This is a genomic window from Acinetobacter lwoffii, assembly GCF_024129715.1.
In the GTDB taxonomy this organism is placed as follows: Bacteria; Pseudomonadota; Gammaproteobacteria; order Pseudomonadales; family Moraxellaceae; genus Acinetobacter; species Acinetobacter lwoffii_U.
Genome location: NZ_JAMXXM010000018.1, coordinates 13,441 through 26,033, shown reverse-complemented (window position 1 = coordinate 26,033; position 12,593 = coordinate 13,441). Strand labels below are relative to the sequence as shown.

At 46.6% G+C, this 12,593-nt stretch carries 10 protein-coding genes; 5 read left to right on the top strand and 5 right to left on the bottom strand.

All coding sequences use genetic code 11. The annotated features are described in order from the left end of the window. Window positions 1-87 precede the first annotated feature (87 nt). Window positions 88-1,260 carry an acetyl-CoA C-acyltransferase FadA gene (gene fadA, locus NI462_RS11220; protein WP_004729264.1) on the bottom strand — a complete coding sequence of 391 codons (1,173 nt, stop codon included), beginning with the start codon at window positions 1,258-1,260 and terminating at the stop codon, window positions 88-90. Window positions 1,261-1,272: 12 nt separating this feature from the next. Continuing rightward, a complete protein-coding gene (gene fadB / locus NI462_RS11215) occupies window positions 1,273-3,423 on the bottom strand; it encodes a fatty acid oxidation complex subunit alpha FadB (RefSeq protein ID WP_253160630.1) in 2,151 nt (716 codons plus the stop codon). Window positions 3,424-4,009: 586 nt separating this feature from the next. On the opposite strand from fadB, the gene NI462_RS11210 reads away from it, so the two are divergent. After that, window positions 4,010-4,423: a PH domain-containing protein gene (locus NI462_RS11210; protein WP_224217032.1), complete on the top strand. Its 414-nt coding sequence runs from the start codon at window positions 4,010-4,012 to the stop codon at window positions 4,421-4,423. Between the two features lie 17 nt (window positions 4,424-4,440). On the opposite strand, the gene NI462_RS11205 is transcribed toward NI462_RS11210, so the two are convergent. Next, the gene (locus NI462_RS11205; RefSeq protein ID WP_253160628.1) at window positions 4,441-5,502 is read right to left on the bottom strand and encodes an AAA family ATPase; all 1,062 of its coding nucleotides are present in this window, start codon (window positions 5,500-5,502) and stop codon (window positions 4,441-4,443) included. Window positions 5,503-5,727: 225 nt separating this feature from the next. Between NI462_RS11205 and uvrC the strand changes: the two genes are divergently transcribed. The 3 genes from uvrC (at window position 5,728) to pgsA (ending at window position 9,132) form a co-directional block, all read left to right on the top strand. After that, on the top strand, window positions 5,728-7,527 hold the full coding sequence (gene uvrC / locus NI462_RS11200; RefSeq protein WP_005108089.1) for an excinuclease ABC subunit UvrC: 1,800 nt from the start codon (window positions 5,728-5,730) through the stop codon (window positions 7,525-7,527). Window positions 7,528-7,642: 115 nt separating this feature from the next. After that, window positions 7,643-8,437 (top strand): thioesterase family protein, encoded by a 795-nt coding sequence (locus tag NI462_RS11195; RefSeq protein ID WP_004647301.1) that lies wholly within the window; start codon window positions 7,643-7,645, stop codon window positions 8,435-8,437. A 107-nt stretch (window positions 8,438-8,544) separates the two neighbouring features. Continuing rightward, window positions 8,545-9,132 carry a CDP-diacylglycerol--glycerol-3-phosphate 3-phosphatidyltransferase gene (pgsA, locus tag NI462_RS11190; RefSeq protein WP_016806864.1) on the top strand — a complete coding sequence of 196 codons (588 nt, stop codon included), beginning with the start codon at window positions 8,545-8,547 and terminating at the stop codon, window positions 9,130-9,132. 568 nt (window positions 9,133-9,700) lie between these two features. Here pgsA and NI462_RS11185 read toward each other — a convergent pair. Next, complete coding sequence (locus tag NI462_RS11185; protein ID WP_253160625.1) at window positions 9,701-9,970, bottom strand: oxidative damage protection protein; 270 nt, start codon at window positions 9,968-9,970, stop codon at window positions 9,701-9,703. A gap of 15 nt (window positions 9,971-9,985) precedes the next feature. Then, window positions 9,986-11,416, bottom strand: coding sequence for an argininosuccinate lyase (gene argH / locus NI462_RS11180; RefSeq protein ID WP_253160623.1), 1,431 nt, complete (start codon window positions 11,414-11,416; stop codon window positions 9,986-9,988). Here argH and NI462_RS11175 point away from each other — a divergent pair. Continuing rightward, entirely contained in the window at window positions 11,407-12,561 is a 1,155-nt protein-coding gene (locus NI462_RS11175; protein WP_253160621.1) for a sensor histidine kinase, read from the top strand. The genes argH and NI462_RS11175 overlap by 10 nt on opposite strands. Window positions 12,562-12,593 lie beyond the last annotated feature (32 nt).

Genomic DNA, 12,593 nt, shown 5'->3' with positions numbered 1-12,593 from the left:
CCATCTACCTTTATTTAGATTGGGGAATTTTAAGGGACAAAAAACCCCGCAAAAGCGGGGTTTTCTTTTTGTCGAAGTATTTAAGAATTAAACACGTTCGATCACTGTTGCAATACCTTGACCTAGGCCGATACACATCGTCGCAAGACCGATTTGCGTATCTTGTTGCTCCATTACGTTTAGCAATGTCGTCGTGATACGCGCGCCAGAACAACCAAGCGGGTGACCCAACGCAATCGCGCCACCGTTATGGTTCACGATGTCTTGCTTGTCATAAATGCCTAAGCCTTTAAGCACAGACAGACCTTGTGCCGCAAAGGCTTCGTTCAATTCAAAAGTCTGAATATCAGCAATTGACAGGCCAGCACGTTTCAAGGCTTTTTGCGTTGCCGGAACCGGGCCATAACCCATGATCGCCGCATCACAACCTGCAACCGCCATAGAGCGAATTACGGCACGTGGCTTAAGCCCCAAAGCTTGCGCACGTTCAGCAGACATCAACAGCATTGCAGAAGCACCATCAGACAACGCTGAAGACGTTGCTGCAGTCACTGTACCGCCTTTCGGATCGAAGACTGGACGCAAAGATTTGAACGATTCAAGGTTCGCATCCGGACGGATCACTTCATCGATATCACACAGGATTTTGTAGCCATCTGCATTATGACCTTCAATGCCAACGATCTCATTCTGGAATAGACCATTTTCAGTCGCAGCCCAGGCACGGCGATGTGATTCCACACCAAACGCATCCTGTTCTTCACGGCTAATGCCGTTCATACGACCCAACATTTCAGCAGTTAAGCCCATCATGTTCGACGCTTTGGCATAATGCTTAGATGCTTCAGGGTTCAGGTCGATGCCGTGCATCATGCCCACATGGCCCATGTGCTCAACACCACCGATGATGAAGATATCACCCTGGTTCGTCGCAATTTGCGCAGCCGCAGTGTGAATCGCCTGCATAGACGAACCACAAAGACGGTTCACTGTTTGACCTGCAACAGTCTTCGGCAGGTCTGCCAGTAATGCGATATTACGGGCAATGTTCATACCTTGTTCTAGGGTTTGGTTCACACAGCCCCAGATTACGTCTTCAACTTCATGCGGGTCAAATTCGTTACGTACCAATAGGGCACGGACAAGCTCAGCAGACATCGAGTCGGCACGTACATTGCGGAACATACCGTTTTTGGTTTTACCCATTGCTGAACGTACGCCATCGACGATGACAACGTCACGTGGATTTAAAGTAGCCATTCACGTTGCTCCTTAACCGTAGAATTTTTTGTTGTTAGCAGCCATGTCACGCAACATTTCTGGCGCTTCATAAGCTTTACCAAGGTGCGCATACTTATTGCAAAGCGCAACATACTCAGCTACACCGGTTTGATCGATGTAACGGCATGGACCACCACGGAATGGAGGGAAACCAACACCCATAATCATGGCCATATCTGCTTCAGCAGCAGTGGCTACAATGTTGTCTTCCAGGCAACGAACAGTTTCGTTACAGAAAGCCAGCATCATGCGATCAATGATTTCCTGAGCATCAAATTCACGTTTTTCCGCAGTTGCAACAGAGGCCACAAGCTCATACGCAGTTGGATCAACCACTTTGGCTTTTTTGCCTTTACGGTCAAGTTCATACTTGTAGAAACCAACGTCGTTCTTTTGACCCAGACGTTTGTTTTCGTACATCACCTGAATCGAACCTTTGAAATCAGGTTTCATACGATCTGGGAAGCCTTCAGCCATCACTTCTGCACCGTGTACGCCAGTGTCGATACCGACAACGTCCATCAGGTAAGCAGGACCCATTGGCCAGCCGAATTTTTCCATGACTTTATCGATTTGCTGGAAGTCAGCGCCATCTTTCAGCAACAGGTCAAATGCACCAAAGTAAGGGAACAATACGCGGTTCACCAGGAAGCCCGGGCAGTCATTCACCACGATTGGTGTTTTACCCATTTTCTGTGCAAGCACGACAGTCGTTGCAATCGCTTCGTCAGAAGTTTTCGCACCGCGGATCACTTCAACCAGTGGCATCATGTGTACCGGGTTAAAGAAGTGCATGCCCACGAAGTTTTCAGGACGTTCCAGGTTTTCAGCCAGGCGCGTGATTGAAATCGTAGAAGTATTAGATGCAATGATCGTGTTTTCACGAACTTTCGCTTCAGTTTCTTTCAGTACGATACCTTTGACTTTTGGATTTTCAGTCACGGCTTCGATCACGATGTCCACTTCTTTAAACTCGTCATAGCTTAAAGTTGGACGGATGCGCGCAAGAGTTTCACCCATTTGCGCAGGCTTCATCTTCTTACGTTCAACTTGTTTGGTCAGTAAGCCATTGGCTTCTTTCATACCCAAAGCCAGTTGCGGGTTACCGATGTCTTTCATGATGATCGGTGTGCCTTTGCTTGCTGCCTGATAAGCAATACCACCACCCATGATACCTGCGCCTAGAACAGCCGCCTGGTTCACTGGATGCGCACCTTTTTCATAGCGCTTCGAGGTTTTTTTCACGATCTGGTCGTTTAGGAACAAACCGATCAAGGCACCTGCTTGTGGTGTGACTGCTGCTTTGGCAAAGCCTTCAGCTTCAGCTTTCAGCGCGTCATCACGATGCAGGCTCGCACCCGCTTGTAATGAATCAAGCAATAATTTTGGTGCAGGGTATTGAGCTGGATTAGCTTTTGCCAGAACCATGCCTTTCGATGAGTTAAACGCCATCATCTGTTCGATCGGGCTGAGTTTAACTGGATCGAGTTTTTCCTGACGCTTGGTTTTCCAGTCTAAACGGCCATGAATCGCCTGTTTTACCAGATCAAGTGCAGCATCTTGTAGCTTGTCAGCAGGAACGACAGCATCGACTGCGCCGTCTTTCAGTGCGGCAGCAGGCTTTTTAGGATTGGCCATTGCCATCCATTCTACCGCGTTGTCGATACCGATCAGACGGCTTAAACGTACTGTACCACCGAAGCCCGGGAAGATCCCCAGCTTGATTTCAGGCAGGCCCACTTGCGCCTGCTCTGACATGACACGGTAGTCACACACTAGGCACATTTCGAAACCGCCACCGAGTGCCATGCCATTAATGGCAGCCACTTTAGGAATGTCGAGGTCTTCGAAGCTGTTAAAAATTTCATGTACTGGCATTGCCCAGTCAACAATCGCTTGTTCACCCTGAGCAAAGTTGTCGCCGAATTCAGTGATATCAGCACCTACAATAAATGTAGATTTGCCTGAAGTCACAATCAGACCTTGAATATCGGCATGGGAGACGGCTTCGATAGCAGCCTTGAAATCTTCAATCGTTGCACGGTTGAATTTGTTAACGGACTCACCTTGTAAGTCAAAGCGGAATTCTGCAATCCCGTCCTCAAGCATTTGGACGGTAATGGCATTGCCAGCGTGGATCATGCCCTGATCTCCTTTATTTTGGAGGACTTCTAAGTTGATGTTGTGAAGCAAGTGCGCATGTCCCGCGCACTTTTTGACTTCGCTAATCTTACGATAACTATATCCAAAAAGAACATAACAAGTTGTATCAAGCCGTGACGCAATGGTCATCAATTTCTGCCGGCTTGATCCGACCGGTTATAATTTTTCCTTTCAGTTTCTTATAGCCCGATGAACCAAAGATTCTGTTTCAATTCATTATTTTTTATCAATCAGCCTGATAGATATGGAGCAGGGTGACTGATTTTCAAGGTGTATTTCTAGCGGAGTTTTGTCAATTCAGTCAATTTTCAACCTTAAGCATAGGGTTTTTCTCGTCGAATCCTACTGAGTGCAGGGCTTTCAAGTCTTTGCTGATATGTTTAATCCAGTATAAATAAAAGTGCAGCAGTTCATTTGGCTTGCTGAGCTTTTCTGATGAGATCGAAAATGAGAACGATCCTGCCGATGTGTGATTTGAAATAATTTCCATCTTGCCGGGTTGAATCCCTGTCATCTGCTATGGAATTGTTTATGATGATCTTGCACTTAGATATGGGGGATATCGATGCACGTATTTCGTTCTAAAAAAGACTGGTGGCTGCTGGCTTTTCTGATTTGTATGAGTGGCCTGTTGCTGCAACTGCTGCTGACCATGCAGGCCAAAGGGACCATGCAGCAATATCCGCTGCACACTGCGGTTTATGTCCTGACAATTATTATCCTGTGGTGGCCGCTTTGGAGCACGCGCTATGTGGTGGACAATGGGGTGTTGATCATTAAAAGCCTGTGGTTAAGCTGGAAGATTCCGTTAAGTGAAATCCAATCCATTCAGCCCACAGAGCACTCTATTATTGCACCAGCCTTGTCCTTAAAGCGTCTGCGGATTGACTATACAGATGCGGGCGTGCAGAAATTTGTATTGGTTTCACCCAAAGATCAGACTGCTTTTATACAGGTGCTTCAGCCGAATAAAAACTGATAGCGAGTCTGCCTTAGTTAAGCTTTTGCTTGCTCAGGCAGAACCATAAGTTGTCCATCGACACAGTCCAGATGCAGACTGAATTGCTCAGGCTGGTTTAAAAAATACAGTGCCAGAATCGGCTCCAGTTCGGTACGCATCTTACGGCCCAAATGCCGGGCGCCGTAACGAATATCATGGCCCTGATAGAAATAGGCTTTGGCTGCAGCGCTTAAATGCACGCTGCGTTGCTGATGCTGCAAGCGCTTGTTCAGTTTATCCAGTTCAATTTCGACCAGACGTGGCAGGGCATCGCTCTGTACTGCCTGATAATGCAGACTGCGGTCAATCCGGTTCAGAAACTCGGGATCAAATTTACGCTGCATGACTTTTTCAATGATGCGCTGGGTGGGAACGCGCTTCAGACATAGGGCTTGCATTTTCTCCGGCAGATAACTGAGTTTGTCCAGATATTGCTGCGCTGCCTGTGTCCCGACATTGCTGGTCATAAAGATCATGCAGTTGCGAAAATCGATAGTTTTAGTACCCGCTGTCAAAGTCAGCCGGCCAGTATCCAGCACGTTCATCAAGCCGCGAATCACCTCGTTACTGGCTTTTTCCAGCTCATCAAACAGCATGATGCCGGGCCGGGTGTGGCTGCCGGCAATCGCAGTTTCATCAAACAGGCTGTGACCTTCCTTTGATCCCACATAACCAGGCGGTGCGCCGGTCAAAGCCGCTGCATAATGTTCCTGTGCCAGAGTATTCATATCAATCCGGCAAAAGGCATCCGGGCGGCCATAGATCGCTTCGGCAATCAGACGCACAGTTTCTGTTTTACCGACGCCAGTAGGACCTAGCATCAAGGTAACCGACAAAGGGCGATCCGGACTGGAAAAATCTGCCTTGACCACATGCAGCATTTTTTCAATTTCATTCAGGGCTGCATCCTGCCCAATAATCCGTTCACGCAGCAGCTGCATTACACTACTCGGCTCGAAATGAAAACGTGGTTTGCCAATCAGGCGATCACGTTCAGACAGGTGATGGGTGGAAGTGGAGGGTTGAACAATATGAATGTCCGATTGCTGCATGGTCATGCAAATCATCTCAAAACTAGACTTTTCGAGCATAACAAAGTTAAAGGTTGAAATTTATAGCTTTTAACAATCAGTTTATGTCGTGAGGATTATAGATTGGGGGGATAACCCGACAGGAACTTTAAGATTAAGTGGCAGCTTCAGGGGAATTTTGTGTTTTTGCTTGAAAATGACGCAACAATCATCACATATATCTGCAGATTGTAGGTGAAAAATAGGCTTTAGGTGAACGAAAACGCACGCCCCCATATTGAAAAAATCCTGGCGAATATGACCAGCCTGCCCGGGGTCTACCGGATGTATGGCAAAGACGGTGAATTATTGTATGTGGGTAAAGCCAAAAACCTGAAAAACCGGGTCTCCAGCTATTTTGTCAAAACGCTGGATCATCCCAAAACCCAAGCCTTGGTGGCACGGATTTATGATATCCAGACCCTGGTGGTACGTTCTGAAACTGAAGCCTTGTTGCTGGAACAGAACCTGATCAAGCTGCATCATCCGCCCTATAACATCATGCTGCGTGATGACAAATCTTATGTCTATATTTTTGTTTCGGCAGATAAACCCTATCCGCGTTTAGCCAGTGGGCGCGGCAAGGGCAAGCACCAGGTGGGCAAGTTTTTTGGACCTTATCCGAGTGCGTATACCGCCCGGGATACTCTGGTGGTGCTACAAAAACTGTTCAATGTGCGTTCCTGTGAAAACAGTTTTTTTGCCAACCGGACCCGTCCTTGTCTGCAATACCAGATCAAGCGCTGCTCTGCACCCTGTGTCGGATTTATTTCTCCAGAAGACTATAAGGCAGATGTCGATAACTCGATCCGCTTTTTGCAGGGCGATACCAAGGAGCTGAATCAGGAACTGATCGCAAAAATGGAAGCGGCCGCTGAAGCGCTGGAATTTGAAAAAGCGGTGTTCTATCGTGACCGGATGGCGCTGTTAAGAGACGTACAGTCACAGCAGGCGATCTATAAGCTCAAAGGCGAAGCGGATATCCTGTCGATTGCCTATCAGGCCGGGGTGACCTGTGTACAGATCATGCATGTGCGCAACGGTAAAATGCTAGGTGGAAAAAGTTATTTCCCTGATATGCTCAGTGATGACCTGGGGCAAATGCTGGCCGATTTTATTGCCAATTTTTATTTTCAGGTAGCCGATGAAATCCCGGCTGAACTGATTGTCAATCTGGAAGTGGCTGACCGTAAAGAACTGGAAGCGGCACTGTCGCAGCATTTTGGCAAGAAAATCCAGATCAAGTCCAAAGTCCGCGAAACCCGCGCCGAATGGCTGGAACTAGCACAGATGAATGTACAGCACGCGATTCAGGGCAAGCTGGCCAATCATATAGAATTAAATGAGCGTTTTCATCAGCTGGAGCAGGTGGTCGGCCATCCTGTAGACCGGATCGAGTGCTTCGATATTTCACATACCATGGGCGAAGATACCGTGGCATCCTGTGTAGTCTTTGATAGTGGTGGTGCGCGCAAGCGCGATTATCGCCAGTTTTCCATTCACGATATTCAGGCGGGCGATGACTATGCCGCCATGCGTCAGGCGCTGACCCGTCGTTATAAAAAAGCCTTGTTGCCAGATTTGCTGCTGATTGATGGTGGCAAGGGGCAATTGCACATGGCGATGGAAGTCATGCAGGAACTGGGGCTGGATGCCTTTATGGTCGGTGTGTCCAAGGGTGAGGGACGTAAGCCCGGTCTGGAAACTCTGCACTTTACCGATGGCAGTAAAATTCAATTACCGGAGGATCATAAAGCGCTGCATCTGATTCAGCAGGTACGTGATGAAGCACACCGCTTTGCGATCACCAAGCACCGTGCCAAACGTGACAAGAAACGAGGTTCATCAGTGCTTGAAGTTATTCCGGGGCTGGGGCCAAAACGCCGTCGGGATTTGCTGACCCATTTTGGCGGGATTCAGGGCGTACTGAAAGCCTCAGAAAGAGATCTGCAACTGGTACCGGGACTGGGTTCAGTCATGGCCCGGATGATTTATAAAGTGCTGCATGAATGACGCGTGGCTTAAATGCAAGGGCCAAAGTGCGCATTGACGCTTGGGTCACGTGACATTCACAACCTGAAGAATTTTGCCGAATATACTGAGCATCAAGACTTACTGAGGGATCAACATGTCTTTGCATGCACTTTATGCACAAATTGCCGAACAGGAATGGGTAGAGTTTCCACAGGGATGGTTACAGGGTCGTACTCTGTATGGTGGTCTGGCTGCCGCGATGATGATGCAAAAAGCCGTCACTCACATCAATGATCCGGCCAAGCATTTGCTGAGTTGCAGTGTGACCTTTGTCGGCCCGATTCAGCAAGCCAAAGTACGACTGAGTGCCGAAATCCTGCGGCAGGGCAAGTCGGTGACCACGATTGAAGTGCGCTTATGGCAGGACGACGCGGTGCAAAGTATTCTGATTGCCAGTTTTGGTATTTCCCGTGATTCAGAGATTCAGGTTCAGCAACAAGCTCAGGCACCCGACTATGCTGCGCCAGAGCAGCTGTTTCAGATTCCTGCTGGCTATGGCATGCCAGACTGTTATGATCATTTCGAAGTGGCCTGGGCGGATGTCAATCTGCCTTGTAGTGCCAGTTCTCGTCCGGACTTTGGCGGCTGGTGCCGTTTCCATCCCGAAAAGCATTGCAACCGTGAATTTCTGGTCGCCGACTTGATGGCCATCTTTGATATCTGGCCACCCGGGGTGTTACCGATGTTTAAAAACATGGCGCCTGCGAGTAGTCTGACCTGGACAGTGACCTATGTGCATCCGGTTCAACATCAATTGCATGATTGGTTTAAATATAAAGTATTTACCGACTATGCTGCGGATGGTTATACGACGGAGCATGCCTATCTCTGGGATGCCGAAAATCGCCTGATTGCAATGGCAAGACAAACAGTGACGGTGTTTGCCTAGTGACACTGCAAGTCAATTCGTATAAAGTGAAGCCTATTAATGATGGATCAAACCTCTAAAAAAGTGTGCATTTTCATCGTACATGAGGGGAACAATTGGCGGTGTCTATGACTACAGGTCGTATCCTGAATATTCCAAATATCTTGACCTTGGCGCGTATCGCTCTTATTCCGGTATTTTTATTGGTGGCTTACTGGCCGCCTGCAATGGGCTTTGATGCTCATAACCCCGATATGACGCGGCATATCATTTTAACCACGATCTTTGTGGTGGCTGCGGTAACGGACTGGTTTGATGGCTATCTGGCACGTACATTAAACCAGACTTCCGCTTTTGGGCGGTTTCTCGATCCGGTTGCAGATAAATTGATGGTCGCAGCTGCACTGATTGTATTGGTGCAATGGCAGCCTTCCATGTCGATGGCTTTTGCTGCGATTGTAATTATTTCGCGTGAAATTACCGTTTCAGCCCTGCGTGAATGGATGGCAGAACTCGGTGCGCGGACCAATGTTGCGGTTTCAACAGTGGGTAAATACAAAACCGCTTTTCAGATGATCGCTATCACCGTATTCCTGCTGAACTGGCCACCGCTAGAAATGCTGGCCTATGCCTTGCTATACACCGCAGTGGTACTCACTTTATGGTCGATGTTCATTTATCTGAAAGCGGCTTGGCCATATCTGAAACAGCCTTAATCGAAATGAAAAAGAAGCTCCTTGAAAGGGGCTTTTTTTATGCGCTTAAATAATCAAGACAATCAGTAAATTACAGGAAAAAAAATACCCAGCCTTTGGGGGAAGAACTGGGATGAAATCGGGGTATTTGTTGCTTGTTATTATAGTTATTCAAAGATATCTCATCTTCTTAGGGCCCATTATAGAGAGACAGTTTTTTTTAATCATGTGGCTTCTTGTAGCAGAATGTTGTGTTTTGTGAATACTCTGTATATTGCTTTTACAATCCATTATTTTGATACAAATATGAATGTTTTTCAGAAGGATAGTGACTGACTGGATAGATGAAATAGGGTAAGTAAAAATCTGTTTTCGTGCCCTAGGTGCCAGTTAGTAAGATTTGCTAGATTGGTCAAAAAAATCCCGTGAGATAGGACAGTATGCCTACGCGGACTTCGTCCTTGTCTTGAGTAATGTTTAGGGCAACGCATAAAAAAAGAATCCCCAATAATGGAGATTCTTTTTTAATTTAAACCTACGCGGACTTCGTCCTTGTCTTACGTAAAAAAGAAAAGCAGTGCTTTCTTTTTTACTCAGGCTTTAGCCCTTCGGCTTTTTCGAGGGATGTATCATTGTTAAAGAACTTTTCACGCTGTTCTTCAAGAAACTTTTTCGCATCAGCTTCAAACACGTTCAAACGCTTTTCATTAATTAGCGTAGTTTGGTGTTTTAGCCATTCCTGCCAAGCCTGTTTAGACACGGTGTCAAACAATTCCTGACCCTTTGGCCCCGGGAATGGAGCAAAGTCTAAGCCCTCCATGTCCGCCTTATACTTACGGCAAAATACTTGTCGAGACATATCCATACTCCAAAATTATGCGTAAAGTTGTTCCAAACGCGCATGTGCACGCTCAATGGCTGCTTTCACTTGAGCAGGCGCGGTGCCACCAATGTGGTTACGTGCATTTACCGAGGCTTCAAGAGTTAAGGCTTTTTCAAATACGTCTGCTTGAATCAGGTCAGAGAACTGTTGCAGTTGTTCGAGTGTCAATTCAGACAGGTCTTTAGATTCTTGTACGCCGAGTGCAACCGCTTTACCTACAATCTCGTGCGCATCACGGAATGCAACGCCGTTTTTCACCAGGTAATCAGCCAGGTCAGTCGCAGTTGAGAAACCACGCAGCGCTGCTTCGCGCATTTCAGCAATGTTTGGAACCAGTGCAGGAATCATGTCAGCAAATGCCATCAATGAACCACGAACTGTATCGATCGCATCGAACAATGGCTCTTTATCTTCCTGATTGTCTTTGTTATAGGCTAGAGGCTGGCCTTTCATTAAAGTCAGCAGACTCATCAAATCGCCATAGACACGGCCGGTTTTACCACGTACCAGTTCAGGTACATCCGGGTTTTTCTTCTGCGGCATGATGGAAGAACCAGTACAGAAACGATCCGGAATATTCACAAATTTGAATTGCGCAGACGTCCATAGAATCAGTTCTTCAGACATACGTGATAAATGCATCATGATTAAAGATGCAGCGGCATTAAATTCAATTGCGAAATCACGATCCGATACTGCATCTAAAGAGTTTTCAGCAACTGCTTCAAAACCTAACAGTTCAGCGGTATAGGCGCGTTCAATCGGGTAAGTCGTTCCCGCAAGTGCAGCAGAACCGAGTGGCATACGGTTGACACGCTTACGGCAATCAATCAGACGCTCTGAATCACGTACCAACATTTCAAACCAGGCCATTAAATGGTGACCAAAAGTCACTGGCTGAGCGGTTTGCAAGTGGGTGAAGCCTGGCATGATGGTGTCGGTGTTTTTAGCTGCCAGACTTAAAATCCCTTTTTGTAATTTTTTCAGTAATTCCAGGATGCCATCGATTTCATCGCGCACATAAAGACGGATATCTGTCGCCACCTGGTCATTACGGCTACGGCCGGTATGCAGTTTTTTGCCGGTAATGCCGATACGCTGAGTCAGGCGTGACTCAATGTTCATGTGTACATCTTCTAAATCAATGCGCCATTCGAAGTTGCCTGCTTCAATATCGGCTTGAATCGCTGTCAGACCTTCAATAATGTCATCGCGTTCTTGCGTGGTCAGTACGCCCACTTTTGCCAGCATGGTTGCGTGGGCAATCGAGCCTGCAATATCTTGTTTATAAAAACGTTGGTCAAATTGAACAGATGCTGTAAATTCAGCAACGAAAGCATCAGTCGCTTCAGAGAAACGACCGCCCCACATACCCGAAGTCTGGGCTTGTGATGGATTAGAGGAATTAGAAGATGTGGTCATGTCGGCTCAATCAGATTAAAAGCAGTAGAACGAAAAAGAGTATAACAAATTCAAAGCCCATTGCCGAAGTCACATCTGCTCAATCTTTCGCATCGATGAACGAACCAACGCAAAATTCCTATTTTTTTAGCCAGATCGGCAATTTACGCTATTTGCTGGAACTGTTTGCTGGCGGCAATATTTTGGCCATGATTCTGGCGCTCGCAGAAGCGCAATCCTGGCAGGCTTTAAATGGGATGCACCTGCTGCAATATATCCTGTATATCAACTGGGTACTGTTATGTTTTGCAGCACTGGTCGAGCTGCTCCATCAAGCCTTTCAACGTATGGGAATCAAACTGGCTTTGATTTCTGGATTTCTGCTGTTACAGGCAATTGTACTGCTCACTACGGTGAACCTGAATATCTTGATATATTTTGGACAGAATTTTAATTTTCAGGATTTAAACCTGGCGATTGCGCTGGATCGGGTCGGACTCCATTTAAGTCTGGGAATTTTGCTGGGAACTTTCTGTTTTCGCTATCTTTATTTGCGTGAGCAATGGGAGCAGCAGCAGCATAGTGAGTTGAATGCTAGGATTCAGGCCATGCAGGCACGGATTCAGCCGCATTTTTTGTTTAACAGCATGAACAGTGTGATCAGCCTGATCAGTATCAATCCGGATAAAGCCGAGCATATGCTGCTGAATTTGTCACGGTTATTTCGTGCCAGTTTTCAGGAACTAAAACTGGTCAGCCTGCAGGAGGAAATTGATCTGTGCCAGCGCTATCTGGAGATTGAGCAGATCCGTCTAGGTGAGCGTTTGCAGGTGGAATGGAAGTTAGAAAACAAAGACTTATACTCACAAGTTCAAATTCCATTATTAACTTTACAACCCTTGCTAGAAAATAGTATTTTCCATGGAGTTGAAAAAATTCTCACAAAGAGTACCATAAGCATATTGGTTGAAATATTGCAAAATCAAATTAATATCATCATAACGAACCCTTATGCACAGGATAATAAAACTTTAAAAAAGGGGCATGGTATTGCAATAGAAAATGTCAGACAGCGTCTGCAAGCTTATTATGGACCCAGTGTGACTTTTCAAACCTTTGCCGGCGAAGGGATGTTTACGACGGTAGTGCGATATCAATATAAATAAAAATAAATCAAAGAAATCGCAGTTGGCTTTAT

Coding starts and splice junctions, on each gene's coding strand:
- pgsA (WP_016806864.1), top strand. CDS start 8,545: ATGACTACAGGTCGTATCCTGAATATTCCAAATATCTTGACCTTGGCG.
- NI462_RS11185 (WP_253160625.1), bottom strand. CDS start 9,970: ATGTCTCGACAAGTATTTTGCCGTAAGTATAAGGCGGACATGGAGGGC.
- NI462_RS11175 (WP_253160621.1), top strand. CDS start 11,407: ATGTGGTCATGTCGGCTCAATCAGATTAAAAGCAGTAGAACGAAAAAG.
- NI462_RS11205 (WP_253160628.1), bottom strand. CDS start 5,502: ATGACCATGCAGCAATCGGACATTCATATTGTTCAACCCTCCACTTCC.
- NI462_RS11195 (WP_004647301.1), top strand. CDS start 7,643: ATGTCTTTGCATGCACTTTATGCACAAATTGCCGAACAGGAATGGGTA.
- fadA (WP_004729264.1), bottom strand. CDS start 1,260: ATGGCTACTTTAAATCCACGTGACGTTGTCATCGTCGATGGCGTACGT.
- fadB (WP_253160630.1), bottom strand. CDS start 3,423: ATGATCCACGCTGGCAATGCCATTACCGTCCAAATGCTTGAGGACGGG.
- NI462_RS11210 (WP_224217032.1), top strand. CDS start 4,010: ATGCACGTATTTCGTTCTAAAAAAGACTGGTGGCTGCTGGCTTTTCTG.
- argH (WP_253160623.1), bottom strand. CDS start 11,416: ATGACCACATCTTCTAATTCCTCTAATCCATCACAAGCCCAGACTTCG.